Below are 26576 nucleotides of genomic sequence, written 5' to 3'. Positions count from 1 at the left end.
TTCTCACTTTTACATATTAAAAATTATACATATCATTTAATTTCATAATGTTATTTCAAATAATTTCATTAAATTAAAAACTTATTAAAAATAAAGAAACTTCTGTTTTTTCACTTCTCTATTTTCTTCGACTACAAAGTTTTCTTTGAAAAGAAATTTGAACTAATGTGATGAACTATAATTTTTAATGGAAGACAAGCAAACAAATATCAAAAACAACAAATCTTCAAATTTCCGACAGCTCGCTAATAAAAGTCTGCAACGCGGTAGTATTGTTGCGCTTTTAATTGCTATAAGTCCTTATCTTTTTTATTTACACCAAAACGTTCCAAAAGAACAAATTTGGCACACATTTTTATTTACTTATGATAGCAAATATTTTGGAGATGCCAGTACTGCCATGTGGATTTTAACAAGCAAAATTCTTCCACTCTATTTACTACTTATTTGGTTTTTTACCTGCAGACAATGGTGGTATCACACCTTAATAATACCAATAACCATGTATGCTTATCAAACAATTAGCATGCTAAACGATGACCTAACCTATATTGATCATTCAAAACAACTTCTCTTTCTAATTCCAATTATGGCAATAATTATCCCCTCAATTTATTTAGTTAGAGCTAGAATTTTTAATAAAATAAATGAAGCCAATAAATCACTTCAAGATTTAGAGGATGAGTTAAGAGTTACTCCAAAAAGTTTTTGGGGAAAAATTAGAAGTTATTTTTAGTTAAGCTAAAAATGCTGGTTTTATAAATAAATGGATTAATTTTCATAATTTATCTTTGAGATTAACGGTCAATTTTAATCACATTCAGATCCTATTTATTTTTAAGTTTAAAAGCTTCATTAACAAATTTATTTGTAATTTGAATTTTTATTAAGAGCAGCCAATAATGTCCAAACAATTATCCCCCTTTACTAAGCAGCAGCTTATTCCACAAGAAGAAACCCTTGAGATTTTTAGAAAAAAAGGCGAACTATTTATAGGCGTTCCAAAGGAAACTGCTTTTCAGGAAAAACGTATTTGTTTAACCCCTGATGCTGTTTATGCTTTGGTAAGCAATGGACATCGGGTATTAATGGAAGCTGGTGCTGGTGAAGGCGCTAGTTTTTCAGATAAAGATTATAGCGAGGCAGGTGCAGAAATCACAAAAGATACGGCTAAAGTTTTTTCTTGCCCCATGATTCTAAAAGTAGAACCTCCTACTCTAGAACAAATTAAAATGATTAATCCTCAAACCATTTTAATTTCTGCTTTACAACTAAAAACACAGTCAAAAAAATACTTTGAAACTCTTGCTACAAAACGTATTACGGCCTTGGCTTTTGAATTTATACGAGACACTGATGGTAGTTATCCTGCAGTAAAATCTTTAAGTGAAATTGCTGGAACGGCTTCTGTTTTAATTGCTTCAGAATTATTATCTGAAACTAAAAATGGAAACGGACTCATGTTTGGGAATATCAGTGGAGTTCCGCCATTAGAAGTGGTGATTTTAGGCGCTGGTACCGTTGGAGAATTTGCCGCTAGAAGCGCTCTTGGCTTGGGTGCTGGTGTGAAAATTTTTGATAATTCTATCACCAAATTAAGAAATGTACAAATGCACCTTGGGCGACCATTATTTACATCAACCATTCAACCTAAAAATCTTGCAAAAGCTCTAAAACGTTGTGATGTGGTTATTGGCGCTGTGAGAGGTTCAAACAGAGCGCCAATAGTTGTTACAGAAGCTATGGTTGAAACCATGAAAAAAGGTGCTATTATCATTGATGTCAGTATAGATATGGGTGGATGTTTTGATACGAGTGAAGTGACTTCGCATAGACAACCTACATTTGTTAAACACAATGTAGTACATTATTGTGTTCCAAATATTCCAGCACGATACCCACGTACGGCTTCTATTTCAATTAGTAACATATTTACACCTTACCTTTTAAAAATAGCTGAAGACGGCGGACTTGAAAATTCTTTAAGATTAGACAGAGGTTTAAAAAATGGATTGTATTTTTACCACGGAATTTTAACAAGCAAACCTGTTGGTGAATGGTTCGATTTAAAATATAGTGATATTAATTTACTCATATTTTAAAAAGCTTACCCTTTTATTGCTCTCAACTCTATTAAATGAAACTTATTCAACGTATTGGCTACTATCTTGGTGGTTTTTCATTAGGACTCGTATTATTGGCATTTTTTTTAAGTGGGAAAAAAACATCCTGTAGCTACGGGCCAGATGCTAGAGTTTTAAAAAATATCAATACCAAAAAAATTTTATATAGCTCTGAAGCTAATCAGGTTTTAAACCAAAAAATTACTGATACCACAGAAGTTTTTCTAATCTTAAAAAAAGGTGATATTAATTTTTCTACGAGTTCACCAAGACAAGAACCTTGTGGTGTGTATTCGGTTGAGGGTGAAATAGACAAAAAAATTATCATTCTTACTGTTGAAAATTGTGATAGCATCGCCACAATAAAAAGTATTAAACTAAACCAATATGATGATTAAACGTTGTTTTGACTTTGTTTTTGCTTTACTCGGCTTAATTGTACTTCTACCCTTTTTTCTAATCATTATTATTCTAATAAAATTTGACTCACCAGGGCCTATATTTTTCATTCAAACCCGTGTAGGGAAAGATAATAAGGATTTTAATATTTATAAATTTAGAACCATGCGTGCGGAATCTGATTCCAAAGGATTACTAACACTAGGCAATCATGATTCTAGAGTAACCAATGCTGGTTACATTTTAAGGCGTTACAAAATTGATGAATTTCCGCAATTAATAAATATTATTAAAGGTGATATGAGTTTTGTGGGACCAAGGCCAGAACTGCGTCATTATGTTAATTATTATTCTGAAGACGATATGCGAATTTTTCAAGTGAGACCAGGTATTACAGGTTTAGCATCATTAAAATACAGAAATGAAGTTGAACTTCTTGAAAAGGCTGATGATCCTGAGAAGTTTTTTATTGAAACTATTATTCCAGATAAATTGAGATATAATAAAGAGTATATCAAAAAACAAAACTTCTTTTTTGATGTACAACTTATTATGTTGACAGTAATTAAAGTAATTACTAAATAATATTTATTGTTTTAGTTAACTTTCGTAACCAAAAACTGTATTTCAAAAAATAATACCCTATGGAAATATCGACCTCTAAAATTATTGATGAATTACTTTCTGATTCTGGTCTATTTTCATTTATTAAAAAAGATAAGATAAAAGAAGAGATTTTTAATTTTTCAGAAGAAACCATTCTGGTTACAGGTGCGGCAGGAACCATTGGAAGTGAACTAACTAAAAAACTAGTCAAAGGGACTTTTAAAAAATTAATATTAATAGATTTTGCTGAATCTCCATTATATAATTTAATTAAGGATTTAGAATTTGAAAACACCAACAATTTAGTATATCAACTTCTTGATATCACCGATGAGCTAGCTTTAAAAAACACCTTTAACACTTATAAACCTACAATTGTTTTTCATACAGCGGCATATAAGCATGTACCACTGATGGAACAAAACCCTTATAAGGCTGTTAATAACAATATTTTTGGAACACAAATACTAGCAGATTTATCTTCGGAATTTCTTGTTGATCGCTTTATTTTTATTTCAACAGATAAAGCTGTAAACCCCATTAGTGTTATGGGAATGTCAAAACGTATTAGCGAAGTATACTTAAATTACTTAAATACAATATCTAAAACAACATTCATAAATACACGATTTGGAAATATTATTGGGTCAAATGGATCAGTACTTCCGTTACTAAAAAAGCAAATAGAATCAGAACTACCCATAACGCTTACAAGTAAGCATATTTCGAGATATTTTATTAGTAAACATAAAGCCTGTGAATTAATTTTAAAAATTGCTCAAATTGAAAATACAGAAAATAATACTTTTACTTTCAATATGGGTAAGCCAATAAAAATAAGTGATATTGTAGAACGCTTGCTCTATAATTACTCCAAAACAATAGATTCTACACCAATTAAAATCACAGAACTACGTCTTGGCGAAAAACTTCATGAAGATATTTTATCTAATTCAGAATATTTAATTCCAACAAAATTACATGATGTATTTATGGTTAAAACTAAAACCGATCATCGAGTAAAACCAATAGATTTCAAAAGCTTAAAAACCATAACAGCAAATGATTCTCTAGAGGAGATAAAATCAATTTTGCTTGAGTGTCTATAAATATCTGCATTTTATTTGAAATTTCTTGTAAATAATATTGAACTTTCAGTTAAATATTATCACAGCTTAATTACCATTTTATCTAAAATCTCCTTAATTTCACCACCTTAAAATATAATAAACATTTATGGACTCTATTACTGCAAATGATAGTCTTATTCATTTCAATAACACTTGCTATTCCTCATTAAACGATTATTTAGCTGAACGTAATTTTTCTAAAATCTTCATTTTAGTTGATGAAAATACGCATCAGTATTGTTTACCTATTTTTTTAGAAAAATTAGAAACAGAAACAACACTTGAAATAATAGAAATTGAATCTGGAGAAATTAATAAAAACATTGATACTTGTGTTGGGGTTTGGGATACGCTATCAGAATTAGATGCAGATAGAAAAAGTTTAATGATTAATATTGGTGGCGGCGTGATCACCGATTTAGGAGGTTTCGTGGCTTGTACCTTTAAACGTGGTATTTCTTATGTCAATGTACCTACTACCCTACTTTCTATGGTTGATGCTTCTGTGGGTGGAAAAACTGGAGTGGATTTAGGGCATTTAAAAAACCAAATAGGAGTTATTAGTAATCCTGATTTAGTTTTAATTGATACCCAATATTTAAATACTTTACCCAAAAATCAAATGCGTTCTGGATTGGCTGAAATGCTGAAGCACGGACTTATTACTGGTCCTGTTTATTGGAGTAAATTTGAAGATTTATCAAAACTATCTCTAGATGATTTAGATGGCTTAATTCATGAGTCAATAGAAATTAAGAAAAATGTGGTTGAAGAAGATCCTTTTGAAGATGGACTAAGAAAAACCTTGAATTTTGGGCATACTTTGGGCCATGCTATTGAATCCTATTTTTTAAGTAGCCCAAATAAAACAACATTATTACACGGCGAAGCAGTAGTAGTAGGCATGATTTTAGCGTGCTATATTTCTAGTGAACTTACCGGATTTCCTATGGAAAAAACAAATGCTATTAAATCTTTACTTACAAGTTATTATGGCAAGGTGAGTATTGATAAAAGCGAGTATGGAACAATTACAGAATTACTTAAATACGATAAAAAAAATAACCACGGTAACATCAACTTTGTTTTATTAGAAGACATTGGAAAACACAAGATAGATTGCCTTGTTGATAACCAAATCATTATTGATGCTTTTGATTATTATGCTAAATAATTACCATAAATCTTATATAAAAAAACGGACTAAACTTAAAGTTTAGCCCGTTTTTTTTATCCCAAATTAAATATCATAATAAATTCATACTAAGCTTTCTTTTTACGCTTAAAGAACCCTTTCTTTTCTGGTGCACCGTAATAACCATATTTAGCGCCGTACCCAAAATTAGACTCCTTTACATCATTAACAATAAGCATCATATGATTTAATTTTTTGTCTTCATTTAATTCCTTCGCAAAATTTAAAATTCTTTTCTCTGTATAACCAGCACGTGTAACATAAATTGTATGTCCGGCATACTTATGCATTAATAAAGTATCAGTAACTAACATAGAAGGTGCTGTATCAACAACGACGTAATCATATTCTTCTGAAACTGTATCAAACAAAGTTTCCAACCTTGGATCCATTAATAACTCCGCAGGATTAGGTGGTATTTGACCAGATAATAACATGTCTAATTTAACTTTGTTAACTTCTTTTGTATGAATAATTTCATTTAAAGTTATATCGTAATCAGACAAGTATTCAGAAAGACCAATTTTTGACCTTTCTTCTTTCTTAGACGTATTTATAGCTGTGAAAATTTGTGGATTTCTTAAATCAGAACCGATAAGAAGGACTTTTTTACCTGTATTAGCAATGGTTAATGCCGTATTTAAACTAATAAAAGATTTACCCTCTCCGTTTATTGTAGATGTAACGAAAATAACATTACGATACTTTTCAGCTTTAACATCCCTATTGAGGAACTCAAAATTTGTTCTAATAATTCTAAAAGATTCAGATAAAATAGAACGGTCATTAAATGTAATTAACTTATCTGCATTATTTTTAATTCTTGGAACTTCACCTAAAACAGTCATGGTTCTAATCTGGTTTTCTAAATCTTCTTTGTTATGAATTTTAGTATCCATTAAATTTAGAATGTATATCACTCCAAATGGTAATAAGAAGGCAAACAACATAGATCCAAAATACAATACACTATTACTGTTTTTTACTACCCCTAAACTATAGGCAGAGTCTATAATTTTAGCACTAGGCAATGTAGTAGTTTGAGAAATCTCTGCTTCTTCTCTTTTCTGTAATAAATATAAATACAGTGATTCCTTTATACTTTGTCTTCTTTGGATTGAAATTAATTTACTTTCTTGTGCAGGTACATAAGATATTTTTGAATTTAAACTACTTAATTGACCTTGAATACTATTAACTTGAATGGTTAAGGTCCCAATATTATTATTTACACTGGCTATTAAGTTTTTCTTAATGGCGTTTAAGCTTTGATCAAGTTCCAAAACAACAGAGTTATTTTCACCTGCACTTTTAAGTAAAACACGTCTGCGTTCTAGTAGTTCATTATAGCGAATTGCTAAGGCACTTATGGAGGCATCACCAACTCCTAAATTAGACGGAATCATTTCATACGAATCGTTATCCAATAACCCTAACATATAATCTAACATATTACGTTTGGTACGTAATGTTTGCAATTCTTGTTGGCTCGACATACTATTTGTTGACAGTAAACCACTTTTGTTTGAAATATTGGTTATTTGGTTACGCACTTTAAATTTAACAATACTATCGTCAACACTTACTAAATCTGATGTTAAGGACTCAACACGATCATCGATAAAATTTGAAGTAAATTCAGCGCGCTCTTTATTCTTTTTAATCGTCGCTAAATTATATTCATCAACAAGTGTATTTATAATATCAATTGATTTATTGACATTTGGGGCACTCATAAAAATATCCACTATTTTTGATCCTTCTCCTGATTGCGCTAAAAAAACCCCACCATTTAATTGAGCAATGATATTCTCTATTGAAGTAATAGTCACTCTTATATTAGAATCAAGAGCCCCTTTTATATTACCTTTAGGGGTTATAATTATTTCTCCAAATGAAGTTGATATTGATTCTCCAAAAGCATAATTTTTAGGAACATCTTCTTCAAATATTTTAAATTCAAAATTTGAGTCTGAAATGATATGGATATAAAACTGACTATTAGTTTTTTGAATAATCGAGTCGGAAGCTAAAAAATTGATATCTATAGGGTTGTTTTTGTAAAGTTCATAGGCATTAACTCTTCCTAGAACGTGATAACTAACATTAATATTTAATTTTTTGGCAACACTACCTAATAACTTCCTAGATTTAATGACCTGTATTTCATCATTAACCATAGAGTTCTCTTCGTTAGACATTAAAGACAAGTCTTTTAGCACAGGGTTGCCTCCACTAGACTCATCATTAAGCATTATTTTTGCTGTAGCTGAATATAATGGAACTCTATTTTTAGCGGTATAAAAGGCATAAGCACCAAATATTATTATACTTAAAAGAAACCACTTCCAATGCTTGAGATAGGTTAAAGCTGCCTTTTTAAATTCAAATTTATTACTGTCGTCTTTTGAGTTAAAATCCTTCTTTTCTAAACCCATAATTAGTTCTGTATTAAAAGTCCAATAGTTATTGCTAAACCTAATAAAGATGCCACTAGTCCAATTCTGGCATCTCCAGAACCAGCACTAATTCCTTTGGTATTTGGTTCAACGTAAACAACATCATTTTGAGTTAAAAAATATACAGGCGAACTAAAAACCTCTTTATTGGTTAAATCAATTCTGGTATATGTTTTGGCACCACTGAAATCTCTAATTACCAAAATGTTATCCCTTCTACCGGTTATTGATAAATCACCAGCACTGGCAAGAGCTTCTAGGATAGTAACTCGCTCACCATCAATTGGATAAACACCAGGTTTGTTTACCTCCCCTAATACTGAGATTTTATAATTTTTAATTCTTATAATAACAACAGGGTTTTTGAGTAATTTTCCATCCTCAAATTTCTTTTTCATTACCTCTTTTGCTTCTTCAATAGTTAATCCCGCCAGTTTGACTTTTCCCAAAACAGGATAATCTATATTTCCATCTGCATCAATTAAATAATCAAGAGCAGCCCCCTCTCCTCCTTGACTGTTATTAGTAGATTCAACAAGGTTGTAAGGTTTAGTAACAGATAAGTCAAGTGTTGAAATAAAAATATTAAGGATGTCTCCTGTTTTTAGTTTAGCATTGAATGTATTGGTATCAACTATACTTTCAAATTCTTGAGCGTTTTGAAAGTAAACAACATCTTTTTTTGTTGTACAGGATGTGCTAACTACAATAATCAATAGAATAACTATCAATTTACTTAGCAAAGACGATATTTTCATAAGATCGATAATTTGGGGTTAATGAGGTTTACAGATTTCTGTATGTTTTGTTAGTTGCATTATCTAAAATATTTTTAGAACTTTTATACTGCTGAACTTGCTTATCAAATCGTTCATAATCTGAATTATTTGATTTGTACTCTGGAATTAATCGTTTCATTTTCAAAACTATATTATTGTTTTGAAACCGATTTATCATACATAATTCTTCAATTTCAGCTTTAATCTTTGTGTATTGCAACGCCCTGGTTCTACTAATCATAATCTTTTTGTGATAAGTAGATAATGTGTTTTCACCATTAGCTAATAACTCCTCATACAATTTTTCTCCTGGCCTTAGTCCCGTAATTTTTATATCTATATCATCAGGGTATTTAAGTCCTGATAATTTTATCATGTTTTTAGCTAAATCAAATATTTTCACTGATTCACCCATATCAAAGATAAATATCTCACCACCTTTTCCCATGGTACCTGCCTCGAGAACGAGTTGTGAAGCTTCAGGAATAGTCATGAAGTATCGTGTAATTTCTTGATGTGTTAAGGTTAATGGTCCGCCTTCCTCTATTTGTTTCTTAAATAATGGAATAACAGAGCCGTTAGACCCTAATACATTACCAAATCGCGTCGTAATAAATTTTGTTTTACTTTGTTTTTGTAAACAACTAATATACATTTCGGCCATACGTTTTGTTGCCCCCATAACACTAGTAGGGTTTACAGCTTTATCTGTTGAAATGAATACAAACTTTTTCACATTATAACTTGAAGCTGTATCAGCTAAAAGTTTTGTTCCATTTACATTAATCTTAATCGCTTCATATGGTGTTTGTTCCATTAATGGAACATGCTTGTAAGCAGCAGCATGAAACACCATGGTTGGTCTATATTTTTGAAATATTCCATCAAGTCTTAAACTATCTCTAATATCGGCAACGATGGCAACATAATTATATTTGCCAGCTCTTTTCAATTCCTGTTGAACGTCATATAATGGAGATTCTGCCTGATCTACCAAAATCAATTCTTTAACATTTAAATTTGATAATTGCTTCACTAATTCGCTACCAATAGACCCTGCAGCACCGGTTACGATTACCGTTTCTCCATTAAATTCCTTGATTAATTTAGGGTTATTAATCTCAATTGGTGCTCGGCCTAACAAATCTTCAATCTGTACTTGTTTAATTTGTTTTGTACTTAATTCACCATTAATCCATTGTTCTATTGGAGGTACCTTGGTGATTTTCACATTAGAATCTATTAACTTATCAACTAAATACATTAGTTTATCTGTAGTCATAGATTGTGATGCCACAACAATTTCATCGATCCTATTGGCCTCTACATAGTCATTAGTAATTTCTTCTCCTTTAACTATTGAAATACCATTAATTTTACTGCCTGATTTTTTATGATTATCATCAATAAACGCAACGACATGATATGTTGTATTAGGGTTACCTATTAACGCATTGTAAGTTACAATACCTGAGTCTGCAGCACCATAGATTAACACACGCTTTGAATCACTTAAATTAGAACATAAGTATTTAAAACTAATTTTAAACACCAATCGGCTCGCTGCTAATATTACGAAACTCAATAAAGCATGCATGACAATGATAGACAATGGTATAGTAAAACTTGGCATAACTCCAGTTGTTCTATTCAGGAAAACCAAAGTAATACAGATTCCAGCCATTATTGATATGGACTTAAATAGGTTTATGACATCAGTAAAACCAGTGTGTCTAATAATACTTTTAAAAGAGCCTATCAACATAAAGCTTAAAGAAGCAACTAAGAAAATAAAGGGCAACTGTATTAGTAGGTGTTCAATATCAAAATTTAGTGTGAAATTAAACCTAATAAAATAAGCCGCAATAAACGTCAACAATACTAATGTTAAATCTATACCAAAAACAAGCCATTTAGAAGCGTATTTATGAGAAAGGAGAGAAATGTAATTCTTAATCATAACTTTGGGGTTTTTAAAATGTTTTCCATAATTCTAGCCAAATCATCTGGACTTAAATTTGACCCACTTGGTAAGCACAGCCCTTTATTAAATAAATCTTCAGATACACCATTTGTAAAATGTAAGTTATCCTTGAAAACTGGTTGTAAATGCATGGGTTTCCATAATGGTCGTGATTCAATATCGTCTTTAAGTAAAGTTTGTCTAATAGCTTCTCTTTTTGAAAATGAATCGGTTTTTATGCATGTGATCCATCGATTGGAAAACATACCTTCAGCCTCATTTTGAAATTCAATACTTTCAAATTTTTCTAAATGCTTTTTATAGAATTTAAAATTATCACGTCGGGCTTGAACACGATCCTCAAGAACTTCCATTTGCCCCCTACCAATACCGGCAAGCACATTACTCATTCTATAATTAAATCCTATTGTTGAATGTTGATAATGAGGTGCATTATCACGAGCCTGCGTTGACAAAAAAACTGCTTTATCTTTTAACTTTAAGCTTTTAATAATCAATGCTCCACCTCCAGAGGTTGTTATTATTTTATTACCATTAAATGATAAAATACCAATATCTGAAAGTGTTCCACAAGCTTCATTATAATAAGTACTACCTAAAGCCTCTGCACTATCTTCTATTACCGGAATATCATATTTTTTAGCAATAGCATTGATTTCCTTAGCCTTGTATGGCATTCCATATAAATGAACTGCGATAATCGCTTTTGGTTTTTTGTATTTTTGAATCCTATCTTGAATAGCAATTTCTAACAACTCAGGGCACATATTCCATGAATCTTTTTCACTATCAATAAATACAGGTGACGCCCCTTGATAAATTATAGGATTTGCTGAAGCAGAAAAAGTAAAACTTTGACATAATACTTCATCACCTCTTTTAACATCAAGAAGTTCTAAAGCAAGGTGTATCGAAGCTGTTCCTGAACTTAAAACAGCTACTTCTCTATTGTTTCCTAAAAAGGATTTAATATCATTTTCAAAACCATCAACATTAGGTCCTAATGGCGCGATCCAATTCGTTTCAAAAGCCTCATTAACAAACTTTTGTTCTGTACCTCCCATGTGAGGCGACGATAAATATATTTTTGTTTTCGTTAACATGAATTGTTAATACTTCAAATTAATTTTCATTCACTTTTTTACATAAATTACCTGTCACAGTATTTTTTAAACTATGAAATTTGATAAAATAAAATAATGATTGAATCCCCATTTATATAAAATCAAATCTAAATTTCATTACTAACCTTAATTGTAATTCTCAGAATAAAATAATGTTCATAATTACTTAATACACTATGAAACTTTTGAGAGTTATTTATAAAAACTTGTAAATTACAATTAAACTAACACGCTATTAATCAATTTAATTTTGAATTATATAATGTAAATTTAGCAATTGTTTTAATGCATTAACCTTTGAAATAGTCTTATTCGCTAAAAGCATAATTATAATCGGTTAACTACCTTTTTTTAAAATTTACAACTGAAAAAATAGTTATTTAACGAAATTATCAACATTCTATAAAATTGCTTTTGATAAAATATAACCAGCAATATATTAAGTTTAGTAGAAAAAACCAGGACTGTATATAGGCTTCTTTAAACTTTTAATAAATTAGTGAAACTATTATGGAAATTTAACTTCCATTATATTTTACATGTTAAACGACTATTTTTTCATTTAGATGATGCGGTTTTAGGTCTAATTTAATGAAATATGATGGTAATTTTTCACATCTTTGAATCTTGAAACAATTAAACAAATTGTAAATGAAAATTTTAGTTACAGGTGCTGCTGGTTTTATTGGATACTACGTTTCTAAAGCCTTGATAAACAACGGACATGAGGTGGTAGGTATCGATAATATAAATGATTATTATGATATCAATTTAAAATTCGACCGACTAAAAGAACTTGGCATTGCAAAAGAAGACGCCTCTATATATAATAGGAAAGCCATCAATTGCACTGACGATAAGTTATTTTCATTTGTAAAATTGAATTTAGAAGACCGTGAAAATCTTCCTAGTTTATTTCAACTTGAAAAGTTTGATGTGGTTTGTAATTTAGCAGCACAGGCAGGTGTTAGATATAGCCTAGAAAACCCTGAAGCTTATGTCGATTCTAACCTCGTTGGGTTTCTTAATCTTTTAGAATGTTGTAGAAATTTCAGTATAAAACATTTGGTTTACGCAAGTAGCTCTAGTGTTTATGGATTAAATAAAAAAGTGCCATTCTCAATAAGCGATAACGTAGATCAACCTATAAGCTTATATGCTGCAACTAAAAAAGGAAATGAATTAATGGCACATACTTATAGTCATTTGTTTAAAATACCAACTACTGGCCTCCGTTTTTTTACCGTATATGGACCTTGGGGAAGACCTGATATGGCTATGTTTTTATTTACTGATGCTATTATAAATGATAAAGCTATTAAAGTTTTTAACCACGGAAAAATGGAAAGAGATTTTACCTATGTAGAAGATATAGCAGAAGGTGTTGTTCGTGTTCTAGAAAAATCAACTACAGAAAGAGTTCAAAACAATGCACTTTATAAGTTATATAATATCGGGAATAATAATTCGGTTAAACTAATAGATTTTATTCAAGAAATAGAATCAAACTTAAATATTAAGGCTAGCAAAGAAATGCTACCTATTCAGCCAGGAGATGTAGAACGTACCTGGGCCAATGTAGATGACTTAATTAGAGATTATGACTATCAGCCAAACACCTCAATAAAAGAAGGGGTTAAATCATTTATAGATTGGTATAAGACCTACTACAACAAATAACTTTCGATTTAATGCTATTTTAATCGATTAAAGTTCTATTTAAAATTTAATAGTCACTTTATCGTTAAAAACACCACTTAGTATAATAATATCTTGTAGTAACATATTTTTTTTCATATTTGTTCGAGTTATTAAAAAATACCCAAATTAATGTTTAAAAATCTACAAAATAAAACTGTATTAGTTACAGGTGGAGCTGGATTTATTGGATCTAATCTTTGTGAAGAACTACTCTTTAACGGAATCAAAACTGTTTGCTTAGATAATTTTTCTACCGGAAAAAAAGAAAACATTACCGCTTTCTTAGATAATAAACTATTCACATTAATTAAGGGTGATATTCGAAAGGTTGAAGATTGCCATAAAGCTTGTGAAAATGTAGACTATGTTTTGCACCAAGCCGCTTTAGGATCTGTGCCAAGGTCAATAAATGACCCTATAACCACAAACGACGTCAATGTTTCTGGTTTTTTAAATATGCTTGTTGCTGCTCGTGATGCCAAAGTTAAACGTTTCGTATATGCTGCTAGCTCTTCTACATACGGTGACCACGAAGCTTTACCTAAAGTAGAAGATGTGATTGGTAAACCGCTTTCTCCTTATGCCATTACCAAATATGTAAATGAATTATATGCTGATATTTTTCAAAAAACCTATGGCTTAGATACTATTGGTTTGCGTTATTTTAATGTATTTGGAAGAAGACAAGACCCAAACGGCGCTTATGCTGCTGTTATTCCTCTATTTGTAAAACAATTTATTAAAAACGAATCACCTATTATTAACGGGGATGGAAGTTATTCTAGAGATTTTACCTACATAGACAACGTCGTTCAAATGAATATTCTTGCAATTACTACAACTAATGAAGAAGCATTAAATACAGTATATAATGTTGCTTATGGTGACAGAACTACCCTTTTAGAATTAACAACATTATTGAAAAAACATTTGTCTAATTATGACAAATCTATTGATGATGTAGATATAAAACACCGAGAAAACAGAGTTGGAGATATTCCCCACTCGCTTGCCTCGGTTGAGAAAGCAAAACAATTATTAAAATACAACCCCAAATTCAATATCGATGAAGGCATTAAAGAAGCTATAAAATGGTATTGGAAAAACCTATAGTAACATGAAAATAAACAAAATTTGTTGCATTGGAGCTGGATATGTTGGCGGACCTACAATGGCAGTAATTGCTAAAAAAAATCCGAACATTAAAGTGACGATTGTAGACATTAATGAAGCTCGAATAGCTGCTTGGAATGATACTGATGTATCAAAACTACCAATCTATGAACCAGGACTAGCTGAAATTGTTGGAGAAACCAGAGGGAAAAATCTTTTCTTCTCTACTGAAATAGATAAGGCTATTGATGAGTCGGAAATGATCTTCATATCTGTAAATACCCCTACTAAAACCTACGGTAAGGGAAAAGGTATGGCTGCTGATTTAAAATATGTAGAACTATGTGCTAGAAACATCGCAAAAGTTGCAAAAACAGATAAAATTGTTGTTGAGAAATCTACGCTTCCGGTAAGAACTGCTCAAGCTATAAAAAGTATTTTAAGTAATACAGGTAGTGGTGTTAATTTTGACATCTTATCAAACCCAGAATTTTTAGCTGAAGGTACCGCGGTTCAAGATTTACTAAACCCTGATCGCGTTTTGATTGGAGGAGATTCAGAAGAGGCTATTGATGGTTTAGCTAACATTTACGGAAGCTGGGTACCTCAAGATAGAATTTTAAGAACCAATGTTTGGTCTTCAGAATTATCAAAACTAACAGCGAATGCTTTCCTAGCGCAAAGAGTGTCTTCTATAAATGCGATTTCTGAATTGTGTGAACATACTGAAGCTGATGTAAATGAAGTCGCTAAAGCCATTGGAATGGATTCTAGAATCGGACCTAAATTTTTACAGGCTTCAATTGGTTTTGGTGGTTCTTGTTTTCAGAAAGATATTTTAAACCTCGTTTATATCGCGAGAAGTTATGGACTACATGAAGTTGCCGACTATTGGGAACAGGTTATTATTTTAAATGATCACCAAAAGAGACGTTTCTCTGATCACCTAATTAAAACACTTTACAATACGGTATCTGGAAAGAAAATAGCCTTGCTTGGTTGGGCCTTTAAAAAAGATACCAATGATACTAGGGAGTCTGCAGCCATTTACGTTGCCGATCACTTGCTAAACGAACAAGCTGAAATTACAGTTTATGATCCAAAAGTTTCTGAAGAAAAAGTTCAATCAGATTTAAACTATTTAAACACCCGTTCTCCTGAAGAAAACAAAGCGCTCCTACAATCTACAGATTCTCCTTATGAGGCCTTAGATGATGCACATGCTGTAGCTATAATGACTGAATGGGATGAGTTTAAATCTTATGACTGGGAAAAGATTTACAAACAAATGAAGAAACCAGCTTTCATTTTTGATGGAAGAAACATTTTAGACAAGTCTGAAATGAATAAAATTGGTTTCGAATATTATTCAATAGGAAGTTAAAATATGAATAAAGATAAAATTGCAATTATTGGCTTAGGCTATGTTGGCTTACCACTAGCTCGCTTATTTGCCACTAAATACGACGTCGTTGGTTTTGATATCAACCAAAACCGTATTGATGAACTTTCTCAAGGAAATGACTTTACTTTAGAAGTAGATTCTGATACGTTAAAATCTGTTTTAAAAACAGATTTTAACGATGAGAACGGGTTGTATTTCACAGCTAATTTGGACGACCTTAAAACTTGCAATTATTATATTATCACGGTGCCAACACCTATTGACAAAAACAACAGACCAGATTTAACACCACTTTATAAATCTAGTGAAACTGTTGCTCAAGTACTAAAAAAAGGCGATATCGTTATATATGAATCAACGGTTTACCCTGGAGTAACAGAGGATGAGTGCGTTCCTGTACTTGAAAAAATTAGTGGTTTAAAATTTAATAAAGATTTTTATGCAGGTTATTCCCCAGAGCGTATTAATCCTGGGGATAAACTGCACACAGTAGATAAAATTTTAAAAGTAACGGCAGGTTCTACTCCAGAAATTGGTAAAAAAGTAGATGGACTTTATGCAAGTGTCATTACTGCTGGAACTCACCTCGCTCCTACTATCAAAGTAGCCGAAGCTGCTAAAGTTATTGAAAATTCGCAGCGTGATATCAATATCGCTTTTGTTAATGAATTGGCTAAAATATTCAACTTAATGAATATTGATACCAATTCGGTTTTAGAAGCAGCTGGAACAAAATGGAATTTCTTGCCTTTTAAACCAGGATTAGTTGGAGGACATTGTATAGGGGTTGACCCTTATTATCTGGCACAAAAAGCCCAAGAAGTTGGGTACCACCCTGAAATTATTTTAGCAGGAAGACGTGTGAATGACAGCATGGGCCAATATGTGGCTTCTGAAGTTGTCAAACTCATGGTTCAAAAAGATATTCGAATTAAAAATTCAAAGATTCTTATTCTTGGAATCACATTTAAAGAAAACTGTCCGGATGTTAGAAACACTAGAGTTGTAGATGTTATAAAACAATTAAATAGTTACGGAACAGATATTACCATTTATGATCCTTGGGCTAACCCAGAGGAAGTATATCATGAATACGGACTAAAAACAACGCAAGAATTACCATCAAATAATTTTGATGCCGTAGTGTTAACCGTTGCTCATAAAGAGTTCTTGAATAAAGATTTAAACACTTTAATCAATAAAGATGGGGTACTCTATGATGTAAAAGGGATTTTAAAGGATAAAGTAGATGGTAGATTATAATCCTAAAAATTTACAAAAACAAATAATATTTTGAGTCAACTAAAAAAAGGAGCTGCATTAAATTATATCATCATTTTTCTGACAAATGCAGTTGGACTGTTTCTTACTCCTTTTATTTTGAGTCATATTGGAAAAGAAGAATATGGTATATATACCACAATTGGTGCTTTAGTTGGCACAATTTCCATCCTAGATTTAGGACTTAATAATACAACTATTAGGTTTGTTGCTAAATATAAAGCCGAAGATGACAAAGAGAAAGAAGAAAATTTCCTTGCCATTACATTAATTATTTACGGGTTAATTTCTTCAATCATTATAATTTCAGGACTAGCATTTTATGGGCAAATTGATAGCTATTTCACCAAAATGACTTCTGAAGAGATATCTGTTGCTAAAACCATTTTCGCATTACTTATTTTTAATTTGGCTATAAGCTTACCAGGTAACACTTTTAATGGAATATGCTATGGTTATGAGTCCTTTGTTTTTCCAAAAACAATTCAAATTATACGCTATATATTAAGAAGTTTGGTTGTTGTTGGTGTACTGCTCTTAGGAGGAAAAGCCATTTCTTTGGTCATTATAGATACTATTTTTAATATCATAATAATTGCTATCAATGCTTATTATGTTTTTTTTAAGTTGAATGTTCGTATTAAACTTCATGAATTTTCAGCCAAATACCTTAAAGAAATTTTTGGTTATTCCATCTGGATTTTTGTATTCTCTTTTGTTGGCATTATTCAATGGAAGGTTGGGCACTGGATTTTAGGTAGAATTTCTGTTCCTGAAGTCCTAACAATTTATGGTATAGGAATTATGCTAGGGACTTACTATGGTGCATTTTCATCAGCCATTTCTAGCGTGTTCTTGCCTAGAGCAACAAAAATGACCGTAGGTAATGCCTCCACCGAAGAACTCACCTCCATGATGATTAAAATTGGTCGGATATCCTTTATTATCCTTATGTATATTTTGGGCGCTTTCTCCTTATTTGGTTATCAATTCGTATTACTTTGGGTTGGTGGTGAGCTCGGTCCTACTGCAAGCCGTGAAGTTTGGTTAATTGGCTTATTAATCATGATCGCTTATACTTTACCATTAATTCAAGGTTTTGGAAATTCAATTTTAGAAGCCAAAAACAAACTAGCTTTTAAAGCTATTATATATTTAGTATTTCTAATAACAGGGGCTGTATTAGGAGCTTATTTAGCAAGATCTTATGGGGCTTTAGGTATGATTATAGGTTCACTTTCTGGGTGGATCATCGTTCAAAATGTTATGAATTTCTATTACAATAACGTTATCGGTCTAAACATACCAAGATTCTTTAAAGAACTATTTAACAAGACATTACCCGCCCTTTTATTCGTTTCTGCTTTAGGTTATATCATAACTTTTATACCTGGCGAAGGCTGGATTAATTTTGTCACAAAAGCAACCTGTTACTCGTTAGTATATTTTGTTGTGATTTATAACTTAGGTATTATTGGTTTTGAAAAACAACTCTTCAAGGATGCTTTAAATCCTTTCCTTAATAAAATGAAATTAAAATGGTAAAACTTAAAGATATATCATTTGAAGAAGGAAACACAAAAATCTCTTACGATTATGAAGTTTCCAAAGGAATTTCAGAATATTTCAATTCCAAAAACCCTTATTATGTATGCTATGATAAGAGTATTGAAAATACGCCACATAGCATCGCGGTCATTCCGTTTTTAGCCAATATCATGCCTATCTCTTGGTTTGTAGGTTTTGATGTTTTTATTGATGAAATTGATGAAACCTTTTATAATTCATTATTGAAATTGAAAGAACAGTTCCAAAAATATCATCCGGAAAAAACAATTTCTGGTGAACTTCATTTCAATAAGAAAATAAAAAATACCATTCAGGGTAACGAAACTTCCTTGTTATTTAGTGGGGGTCTAGATTCTTATGACTCTCTGACGAGACATTTTCATAAAAATCCATACTTATTTTCTATTCATGGTGCTGATGTAGAAATTAATGATACTAAACGTTGGAATGCCTTTAAGAGCTTTAACAATTCTGAAGAGGTACTTAAAGCATCACGATTACACTATATTGAATCTAACTTACGTGAATTCTACACTTATAAAGTAGATTTGTTAGTTGATCACCTAGGTTGGTGGGGTGCTGTACAACATGGCATGGCATTAATAGGTGTTTTAGGACCAGTATCTTTTATCTTCGGAATTACCGATATTAATATCGCAGCTTCTGCTACACATGAGATAAAATACAGTTGGGGCTCCTCCCCTTATATTGATGAAAACATGAAATGGGCCAACACTAAAGTCACCCATGAGGGTTTTCAATTTAAAAGGACTGATAAAACAGACCATGTTGTTCAATTTGTAGAGAAAAACAAAAAAAACATCACACTACGTGTTTGTTATGCCGATGAACGTGAAGGTGCAAATTGTAATACTTGTCATAAGTGTCAACGTACAGCCCTAAGTTTAATCTTGTCTGGCGCTAATCCAAAAGATTATGGTTTTGATTTACCTGATAATTTTTATGACTTAATATTTTACAACTTTGGAGATGATTGTATCATGACTGAAGGGATTAAATACCAATGGCAATGCATTCAGGATAAAGCAAAAAGTGTTGATAGTTTTTATGTACTAAAAGATGAAGATGCTGAAAAAAAAGCTATCGAAAAATTTATCAATTTGAATTTAGATGAGATTGTTAATAAGAATCAACAAACGGTTCAGGAAAATAAAAAACGTAAATATATACTTAGAAATAAATTCCCTAACCTATACAAGGTGTACCAAAAAATAAAATCATTATAATGAAATACGGACTACTAACTTACGAAGAAGGTAAAGAAAAATACAATGTTGGCGATTATGTTCAAAGCTTAGCTGCAAAACAATTTTTACCACAAACCGATGTATTCATGAACCGAGAAAAATTGGAAGAATACAACGGTAATGACGTTAAATTAATTATGAATGGTTGGTTTACTCACAATATTCATCATTGGATTCCTGCTAAACAAATAGATCCGCTTTTTGTTTCTTTTCATATGAATTCTACCGCTGCCCCTTTTATGCTAACAGAAGAAGGCATCGCTTATTTAAAGACCCATGCCCCTATTGGTTGTAGAGACAAATACACAGTTAAAATTTTAAAAGATAAAGGAATCGAAGCTTATTTCACCGGTTGCTTAACACTTACATTAGATAACTATAAGGTAGATGACGCATTAAGAGGTGATGATGTTTATATTGTAGATCCGTTTTACAATTATCCTACTACAGACAAATTGTTTAAATCTACAAAAGATTTAGTTAAAGGCATTTTAAAAGGAGATGCCTTTCAGCTAAACCGCATTCAAAAGCAACTAAAGAAAGTAATTGACAAGGATTTACTAGAAGACGCAAAATATGTGACTCAAATACTCCCAATTGGTAAGCAAACCGATGAAGAAAAATTTGAATATGCCGAAGATTGCTTAAAAAAATACGCAAAAGCAAAATTAGTCATAACATCTCGAATTCATTGTGCACTACCGTGCCTAGCAATGGGGACACCTGTAATATTTCTAAATTCATTTAACACCTTTGTAGACACTTGTAGATTTAACGGTATCATAGATTTGTTCAATCGTATTGATATTGCTGATGATGGTTCTTTTACAAACAACTTTGGATGGAAAGGTAAAATCACTAAAGACACCATGGTTACCAATTTAGGTTTACATCATGAGTTAGCTGAACCTCTAAAGGAAAAATGTAAAGCATTTATTATTAAATAAAATGATATCAAAAAAAATCCATTATTGTTGGCTTAGCGGCGATGAATATCCAGAACTCATTGAGAACTGTATAAAATCGTGGAAGAAATATCTTCCTGATTATGAGCTTGTTTTATGGGACTTAAATAGGTTTCCTTTAGATAAAAATATATGGGTTAAACAAGCTTTTGAAGCAAAAAAGTATGCGTTTGCAGCAGATTATATAAGGTTGTATGCGGTTTACACTGAAGGTGGTATTTACCTTGATGGAGATATAGAGGTACTAAAAAGTTTTAATGAACTCTTACATTTACCATATTTTATTGGCTCAGAAGGACACGGTATCATTGAAGCAGGCGTATTTGGTGCAGAAAAAGGTACAAAATGGGTTAAAGACTGTTTAGACTACTACGATAACAAATCATTTGTTAGAAAAGGTGGGGCTCTAAACACATTGACTCTACCTAAAATAATGATGCAACAAATACATAAAAATCATAGCGTTATTGAGCTCGAAAAACCTATTATTAATGATCTTTCATATAGCAAATATGACCTTTCTTTACCAATGTTTCCAAAGGATTATTTCTGTGCTAAAGATCATGGAACCGGGGTTATTGAAAAAACAGTCAACACCTTTTGTATACATCATTTTGCAATGTCATGGGTTCCAAAAGAAAGAACACGTCTACCAAATATAAAAAGAAAAATGATGAGTATTTTTGGTGTAAAAACCATTGATAATTTTATCAAATTGTTCCAATTAAAAAAAATCAACTCGTTTTTTTCAAAAAAACAAAATCAATAATTAAGAATGCTATTTAATTCATTTGAATATTTATTTTTTCTTCCAACAGTATTTATACTCTACTGGTTTATTTTCAATAAAAAATTAAGCTGGCAAAATTTATTATTACTAATTGTTAGTTATGTCTTTTATGGATGGTGGGATTGGAGATTTTTATCCCTTATAATTTTTAGTTCTTTCTTAGATTATTTTGCGGGAATTCAAATAGAAAAGAGTAAAAATCACACTAGAAAAAAAGCATGGTTAAGTCTTAGTATGATAGCCAATTTAGGCTTTTTAGGATTTTTTAAATATTTCAATTTCTTTTCAGCCTCTTTATCTGAAGCTTTTTTATCTATTGGATATGAATTAGATGCCATAACTTTAGACGTTATACTTCCGGTTGGTATTAGTTTTTACACATTCCAAACCATGAGCTATACCATAGATGTTTATAGAGGAAAATTAGAACCTACAAAAAAAATCATTGCTTTTTTTGCATTTGTTAGCTTTTTCCCTCAACTCGTAGCAGGCCCCATTGAACGCGCCACTAATTTATTACCTCAATTCTATAAAAAAAGAAAATTTGAATATCATAAAGCAGCAGATGGTTTAAGACAAATACTTTGGGGCTTATTTAAAAAAATTGTTGTTGCAGATAACTGTGCTATAGTGGTTAATGAAGTTTTTGGAAATCATTCAGATCTCAATGCTAGCTCATTGATTATAGGTGCTGTGTTTTTTGCCTTTCAAATATATGGTGATTTTTCAGGGTATTCTGATATCGCCATAGGTACTTCGCGATTATTTGGTTTTAATCTCATGCAGAATTTTTCATTTCCTTACTTCTCTAGAGATATAGCAGAATTTTGGAGGCGTTGGCATATTTCTTTATCAACATGGTTTAGAGATTATTTATACATTCCTCTAGGTGGCAGTCGTGTAAATTTATCCAAAAAAATAAGAAATATTTTCATAATCTTCATAGTAAGTGGTTTTTGGCATGGAGCCAATTGGACCTTCATTGTTTGGGGTGCACTTAATGCAATTTATTTTATGCCATTAATGCTTCTTGATAAAAACCGTGTCAATACTAATGTAGTTGCTGAGGGTAAAATGTTTTTTAACTTTAAAGAGTTTACTCAAATACTAACAACATTTACCTTAACTATTTTAGCATGGATATTTTTTAGAGCTGACAGCCTTACTCATGCATTTAGCTATATTTCAAATATCTTTAATAAATCCATATTACAATTTCCAACTGTTGATATCAAGCCCTTCTTATACGTCTTTATTTTAATTTTTGTCGAATGGATACAAAGAGAAAAACAACATGGTCTTGAACTAAATCATGTCAAATTAACGCCAGTAAGATGGACCATATATACCATAGTATTTTGTTTGATTTTAATTTTTGGTGCGCAATCTCAATCATTTATTTATTTTCAATTCTAGAATATGAAAAAATTTATAATAAAATCTTTCGCATTTTTTACTGTTGTAATAGGAGTTGTGTCCTTTATCTTAATGAATTATGGGGGAAATGTTGATTATTTTTATGAAAAATTTACTACAAAAAAAGCCCATTCAATCATACTAGGAGACTCTCGAAGTTTTCAAGGAATTCAACCTTCAATCGTTGACTCATATTTTGAAAATTTTCCATTACAACTGCCTATTTTAAACTATAGTTTTACCTTAAAGCAAACCGCTTACGGTCCGCCATATTTAGAAAGTGTAAAACGTAAATTAAATTCAGAAACAAAAAATGGTTTGTTTATAATTTCGGTACATCCATTTTTATTAGCAAATAGATCGGGAAAGGAAGAAGAGAAACAAGGCGAGTTTTTCGAAGCAGATATGCCACCTCATAACATGAGGTTTGTAAATAATAGCCCAAATTTTGAATACCTCCTTAAAAATTTCGATTATTTTCATTTTCGTGGAATTATTAAAAAATCATCAAAAACTCATAAAGACGGTTGGCTTGAAGAAACGAACCTACCAGACGACAAAGCCCTATTAAAAACATGGAAGGATAATCAAATCACACTTTATAATGGTTTTCAAAAAAAATGGCTCAAATCTGAAATTAGACTAGAGTATTTAGAAAAATTAATTCTGTATTTAAAAAATCATGGACATGTAGTTCTTGTAAGACTCCCCATCGATAAAGAACTTATAGCAATAGAAAATGAATTTTGGAATACATTCAATATTGATATGCGAAACATGTCCAACAAAAATGACATTGAATATATAACATTCTCTGAAGTTGAAAACACCTTTAATACTTATGATGGAATTCATATTGATAAATTTGGAGGGGTTCCATTTACTAAAGCACTTTGTGATTCAATTAACGTTAAACTTGAAATCCAAAAGCATTAAACTATTATGATAAATAGTAAAAAAAATATCTTATTAATAATGCCGTACGGTAGTGTTGGCGGTATGGAGCGCCTGGCTTTAACCTTTTATGATTATTACAAAGAAAAAGGACATCAAATAAAAGTTCTTAAATTAATACAACTACAAAATGACATCATAAATTTTGGTGAAGATGAATTGTATTTAAGTACTGTTGATTTTTCCGAAATGAAGGCCTCTAAACGTTTATTATTTTATGCAAAATCACCTATACATATTAGGAAAATAATAAAAAAGTATAATATCACCCATTCGATTGCTTTTGGGGACATGGCCAATTTATTTAGTTCTTTAACACAAACCAAAGAATTTAAAATAGGAAGTATTCATGCTCTTAAAAGTGTAGAATTAATTACAAACACCTTTTTTAATAAACTTACTCGATTTGGATACAAACACCTTTACGGAAAGCTTAACAAGTTAGTTTGTATTAGCAAGGCTATTAAAGAAGATTTAATTGCTAATTGTGCTTATAAATTTTCCAACTTAGAAGTTATATATAACCCACATAACACCTCTGAAATAGTTAAACGTAGCCAAGAAACAATTAAAGACCCTTTAGAAAAAGAGTTGTTTTTAAAAAAAACAATTCTCTTTTTGGGTAGATTATCTGTTCAAAAATCACCTTGGCATTTGCTAAATGCATTTGCTGAAGTCATTTCAACAGATAAAAAAATTAATTTAATTTTAGTAGGAGATGGTGATTATGCCGTGCAACAAATTGTATATTCAAGAATAAAAGACTTAAATTTAAGTAATAATGTACATTTATTGGGAAGAAAAAGTAACCCATATAAATACATCCATGCCTCAAATGTGTTGGTCTTATCTTCACTTTACGAAGGTACACCTAATGTTATTGTAGAATCAATAGCGGTAGGTACTCCTGTAGTTAGTTCTTTTTGTACAAAAGGAATAATTGAACTCATGAGCACTAAAGATTATAACGAAACAGATTCTAATATAGAGGTTGAAGCCGGAATAGTAACTCCAAATTTTTTTAATGGAGAAATTGGAATCCCCAAATCGTTTTCATTGATTTATGAAGAAAAATTATTAGCCAAAGCCTTGCTTAAAGTCATAAACAATTCTGAAGAATACAAAGAAAAATTACACCTTAATAAACAAGAACTATTAAAAAAATTTAATTTAGAATATGTAGCAAAACAATACTTAAAACCTGTAAACTAAAACCAACCCTCTCCACAATGATTAACTTTATTCCATTAGATCTTTATTATGTTTATTTTATAAATGTATCGTTAGCTATTGTCCTGTTTACTCTCATTCATAGTTGGACATTGGAACTAGATGATCCAAAAAATCTTATCTACACAAAATCTGTGGGGTATATTTTTCTCATTTTAATTATTCTTTATATCGGATTGCGCCCCATAAGTGGAAGGTATTTTGCCGACATGCGTACATATGCTAATACTTTTTTATATTATGCTAAGGGGGGCGAGTTAAAAACAGAAAAAGATCTTTTCTTTGAGATATTCATTAAGCTTTGTACCTCAATTATGACCGTTCAAAACTTCTTTCTTGTTTGTGCTATCTTGTACATTTATCCCATGTATCGTGTTTCTAAAACATTTTTTAAAGAATATTGGTTTTATTCCTTTTTATTATTTGTTGTTTCCTTTTCGTTTTGGCCATATGCTGTTAACGGGATTCGTAATGGGATTGCTACTTCCATATTTCTATTAGCAATTTCATTTTACAAACAAAAACCAATTATGATTACATTCTTGGTTCTCTCTGCTTTGTTTCATAAAACATTATTATTACCCATTTTTGCTTTTGCTATAACATTATTGTATAGCAACCCTAAAACATACTTGATTTTATGGGTATTAGCTATTCCGCTATCTCTTGGTTTAGGTAGTTTTTGGGAGGCAATATTTACCTCTTTAGGTTTTGCTGATGATAGAATTGGTGGTTACCTTTCAAATGGAGGAGGAGGTTCTAAGTTTAGATTTGATTTCTTATTTTATAGCTCCTTTCCACTTATTTCAGGATGTTATTATGTTTTTAAAAAGGAGTTTCAAGATAAATTATATAATCAACTATTTTGTACCTACTTAATTTCTAATGCCTTTTGGATATTAGTTATTAGGGCTGCTTTTTCCAATAGATTTGCATATTTGTCGTGGTTTTTAATGTCGTTAATTATTATTTACCCACTTTTAAAGGAAAAACATCATATCAATCAACATATTGTAATTGGGCAAGTAGTTCTAGCCTATTTTGGGTTTACCTATTTAATGTATTCCTTTTATTATATCGAATAA

22 protein-coding genes are annotated in these 26576 nt (G+C 31.0%); 18 read left to right on the top strand and 4 right to left on the bottom strand.

What is annotated here, in order from left to right:
• Window positions 1-187 precede the first annotated feature (187 nt).
• From F6U93_RS00755 to aroB, 6 genes are all read left to right on the top strand, one after another.
• Window positions 188-736 carry a hypothetical protein gene (locus F6U93_RS00755; protein ID WP_225312481.1) on the top strand — a complete coding sequence of 183 codons (549 nt, stop codon included), beginning with the start codon at window positions 188-190 and terminating at the stop codon, window positions 734-736.
• Between the two features lie 166 nt (window positions 737-902).
• Window positions 903-2102 (top strand): alanine dehydrogenase, encoded by a 1200-nt coding sequence (locus F6U93_RS00750; RefSeq protein WP_150935874.1) that lies wholly within the window; start codon window positions 903-905, stop codon window positions 2100-2102.
• Between the two features lie 35 nt (window positions 2103-2137).
• Window positions 2138-2521 carry a DUF4258 domain-containing protein gene (locus tag F6U93_RS00745; protein ID WP_150935872.1) on the top strand — a complete coding sequence of 128 codons (384 nt, stop codon included), beginning with the start codon at window positions 2138-2140 and terminating at the stop codon, window positions 2519-2521.
• On the top strand, window positions 2511-3107 hold the full coding sequence (locus F6U93_RS00740) for a sugar transferase (protein ID WP_317132814.1): 597 nt from the start codon (window positions 2511-2513) through the stop codon (window positions 3105-3107). Before F6U93_RS00745 ends, F6U93_RS00740 begins: the two co-directional genes overlap by 11 nt.
• Before the next feature lie 59 nt (window positions 3108-3166).
• A complete protein-coding gene (locus F6U93_RS00735) occupies window positions 3167-4237 on the top strand; it encodes an SDR family NAD(P)-dependent oxidoreductase (protein ID WP_150935871.1) in 1071 nt (356 codons plus the stop codon).
• A 127-nt stretch (window positions 4238-4364) separates the two neighbouring features.
• Complete coding sequence (gene aroB / locus F6U93_RS00730; RefSeq protein WP_150935869.1) at window positions 4365-5432, top strand: 3-dehydroquinate synthase; 1068 nt, start codon at window positions 4365-4367, stop codon at window positions 5430-5432.
• An 89-nt stretch (window positions 5433-5521) separates the two neighbouring features.
• Here aroB and F6U93_RS00725 read toward each other — a convergent pair whose 3' ends face one another.
• From F6U93_RS00725 to F6U93_RS00710, 4 genes are read right to left on the bottom strand one after another with little or no spacing between them, the layout of a single operon-like run.
• Complete coding sequence (locus F6U93_RS00725) at window positions 5522-7891, bottom strand: GumC family protein (RefSeq protein WP_150935867.1); 2370 nt, start codon at window positions 7889-7891, stop codon at window positions 5522-5524.
• Window positions 7892-7893: 2 nt separating this feature from the next.
• A complete protein-coding gene (locus F6U93_RS00720; protein ID WP_150935865.1) occupies window positions 7894-8670 on the bottom strand; it encodes a polysaccharide biosynthesis/export family protein in 777 nt (258 codons plus the stop codon).
• Window positions 8671-8698: 28 nt separating this feature from the next.
• Window positions 8699-10651 carry a polysaccharide biosynthesis protein gene (locus tag F6U93_RS00715; RefSeq protein ID WP_150935863.1) on the bottom strand — a complete coding sequence of 651 codons (1953 nt, stop codon included), beginning with the start codon at window positions 10649-10651 and terminating at the stop codon, window positions 8699-8701.
• Entirely contained in the window at window positions 10648-11778 is a 1131-nt protein-coding gene (locus F6U93_RS00710) for a DegT/DnrJ/EryC1/StrS family aminotransferase (protein WP_150935861.1), read from the bottom strand. Before F6U93_RS00710 ends, F6U93_RS00715 begins: the two co-directional genes overlap by 4 nt.
• Window positions 11779-12450: 672 nt before the next feature.
• Between F6U93_RS00710 and F6U93_RS00705 the strand changes: the two genes are divergently transcribed.
• From F6U93_RS00705 to F6U93_RS00650, 12 genes are all read left to right on the top strand, one after another.
• Window positions 12451-13479, top strand: a complete 1029-nt coding sequence (locus F6U93_RS00705; RefSeq protein WP_150935859.1) for an NAD-dependent epimerase — start codon at window positions 12451-12453, stop codon at window positions 13477-13479.
• Window positions 13480-13629: 150 nt separating this feature from the next.
• Window positions 13630-14613, top strand: a complete 984-nt coding sequence (locus tag F6U93_RS00700; protein WP_150935857.1) for an SDR family oxidoreductase — start codon at window positions 13630-13632, stop codon at window positions 14611-14613.
• A 4-nt stretch (window positions 14614-14617) separates the two neighbouring features.
• A complete protein-coding gene (locus tag F6U93_RS00695; RefSeq protein ID WP_150935855.1) occupies window positions 14618-15997 on the top strand; it encodes a nucleotide sugar dehydrogenase in 1380 nt (459 codons plus the stop codon).
• Between the two features lie 3 nt (window positions 15998-16000).
• On the top strand, window positions 16001-17281 hold the full coding sequence (locus F6U93_RS00690) for a nucleotide sugar dehydrogenase (protein WP_150935853.1): 1281 nt from the start codon (window positions 16001-16003) through the stop codon (window positions 17279-17281).
• Between the two features lie 30 nt (window positions 17282-17311).
• Entirely contained in the window at window positions 17312-18844 is a 1533-nt protein-coding gene (locus tag F6U93_RS00685; protein ID WP_191963427.1) for a lipopolysaccharide biosynthesis protein, read from the top strand.
• Window positions 18838-20115 carry a hypothetical protein gene (locus tag F6U93_RS00680; protein WP_150935850.1) on the top strand — a complete coding sequence of 426 codons (1278 nt, stop codon included), beginning with the start codon at window positions 18838-18840 and terminating at the stop codon, window positions 20113-20115. Before F6U93_RS00685 ends, F6U93_RS00680 begins: the two co-directional genes overlap by 7 nt.
• Entirely contained in the window at window positions 20115-21083 is a 969-nt protein-coding gene (locus F6U93_RS00675; protein ID WP_150935848.1) for a polysaccharide pyruvyl transferase family protein, read from the top strand. The genes F6U93_RS00680 and F6U93_RS00675 overlap by 1 nt, the downstream gene beginning before the upstream one ends.
• Window position 21084: 1 nt before the next feature.
• Window positions 21085-21870 (top strand): glycosyltransferase family 32 protein, encoded by a 786-nt coding sequence (locus tag F6U93_RS00670; protein ID WP_150935846.1) that lies wholly within the window; start codon window positions 21085-21087, stop codon window positions 21868-21870.
• Window positions 21871-21876: 6 nt separating this feature from the next.
• Window positions 21877-23307, top strand: a complete 1431-nt coding sequence (locus F6U93_RS00665; protein WP_150935844.1) for an MBOAT family O-acyltransferase — start codon at window positions 21877-21879, stop codon at window positions 23305-23307.
• Window positions 23308-23310: 3 nt separating this feature from the next.
• On the top strand, window positions 23311-24243 hold the full coding sequence (locus F6U93_RS00660; RefSeq protein WP_150935842.1) for a hypothetical protein: 933 nt from the start codon (window positions 23311-23313) through the stop codon (window positions 24241-24243).
• A 6-nt stretch (window positions 24244-24249) separates the two neighbouring features.
• Window positions 24250-25473, top strand: coding sequence for a glycosyltransferase (locus tag F6U93_RS00655; protein ID WP_150935841.1), 1224 nt, complete (start codon window positions 24250-24252; stop codon window positions 25471-25473).
• A 17-nt stretch (window positions 25474-25490) separates the two neighbouring features.
• Window positions 25491-26576, top strand: coding sequence for an EpsG family protein (locus F6U93_RS00650; RefSeq protein ID WP_150935839.1), 1086 nt, complete (start codon window positions 25491-25493; stop codon window positions 26574-26576).

Source organism: Pseudotamlana haliotis (assembly GCF_008806375.1).
GTDB classification, from domain to species: Bacteria; Bacteroidota; Bacteroidia; order Flavobacteriales; family Flavobacteriaceae; genus Pseudotamlana; species Pseudotamlana haliotis.
This window is presented reverse-complemented; position numbering and strand designations above follow the sequence as displayed.

Bases quoted from the DNA above. Each gene is read 5' to 3' on its own strand.
- F6U93_RS00755 (WP_225312481.1), top strand. From the start codon at position 188: ATGGAAGACAAGCAAACAAATATCAAAAACAACAAATCTTCAAATTTC.
- F6U93_RS00750 (WP_150935874.1), top strand. From the start codon at position 903: ATGTCCAAACAATTATCCCCCTTTACTAAGCAGCAGCTTATTCCACAA.
- F6U93_RS00745 (WP_150935872.1), top strand. From the start codon at position 2,138: ATGAAACTTATTCAACGTATTGGCTACTATCTTGGTGGTTTTTCATTA.
- F6U93_RS00740 (WP_317132814.1), top strand. From the start codon at position 2,511: ATGATGATTAAACGTTGTTTTGACTTTGTTTTTGCTTTACTCGGCTTA.
- F6U93_RS00735 (WP_150935871.1), top strand. From the start codon at position 3,167: ATGGAAATATCGACCTCTAAAATTATTGATGAATTACTTTCTGATTCT.
- aroB (WP_150935869.1), top strand. From the start codon at position 4,365: ATGGACTCTATTACTGCAAATGATAGTCTTATTCATTTCAATAACACT.
- F6U93_RS00725 (WP_150935867.1), bottom strand. From the start codon at position 7,891: ATGGGTTTAGAAAAGAAGGATTTTAACTCAAAAGACGACAGTAATAAA.
- F6U93_RS00720 (WP_150935865.1), bottom strand. From the start codon at position 8,670: ATGAAAATATCGTCTTTGCTAAGTAAATTGATAGTTATTCTATTGATT.
- F6U93_RS00715 (WP_150935863.1), bottom strand. From the start codon at position 10,651: ATGATTAAGAATTACATTTCTCTCCTTTCTCATAAATACGCTTCTAAA.
- F6U93_RS00710 (WP_150935861.1), bottom strand. From the start codon at position 11,778: ATGTTAACGAAAACAAAAATATATTTATCGTCGCCTCACATGGGAGGT.
- F6U93_RS00705 (WP_150935859.1), top strand. From the start codon at position 12,451: ATGAAAATTTTAGTTACAGGTGCTGCTGGTTTTATTGGATACTACGTT.
- F6U93_RS00700 (WP_150935857.1), top strand. From the start codon at position 13,630: ATGTTTAAAAATCTACAAAATAAAACTGTATTAGTTACAGGTGGAGCT.
- F6U93_RS00695 (WP_150935855.1), top strand. From the start codon at position 14,618: ATGAAAATAAACAAAATTTGTTGCATTGGAGCTGGATATGTTGGCGGA.
- F6U93_RS00690 (WP_150935853.1), top strand. From the start codon at position 16,001: ATGAATAAAGATAAAATTGCAATTATTGGCTTAGGCTATGTTGGCTTA.
- F6U93_RS00680 (WP_150935850.1), top strand. From the start codon at position 18,838: ATGGTAAAACTTAAAGATATATCATTTGAAGAAGGAAACACAAAAATC.
- F6U93_RS00675 (WP_150935848.1), top strand. From the start codon at position 20,115: ATGAAATACGGACTACTAACTTACGAAGAAGGTAAAGAAAAATACAAT.
- F6U93_RS00670 (WP_150935846.1), top strand. From the start codon at position 21,085: ATGATATCAAAAAAAATCCATTATTGTTGGCTTAGCGGCGATGAATAT.
- F6U93_RS00665 (WP_150935844.1), top strand. From the start codon at position 21,877: ATGCTATTTAATTCATTTGAATATTTATTTTTTCTTCCAACAGTATTT.
- F6U93_RS00660 (WP_150935842.1), top strand. From the start codon at position 23,311: ATGAAAAAATTTATAATAAAATCTTTCGCATTTTTTACTGTTGTAATA.
- F6U93_RS00655 (WP_150935841.1), top strand. From the start codon at position 24,250: ATGATAAATAGTAAAAAAAATATCTTATTAATAATGCCGTACGGTAGT.
- F6U93_RS00650 (WP_150935839.1), top strand. From the start codon at position 25,491: ATGATTAACTTTATTCCATTAGATCTTTATTATGTTTATTTTATAAAT.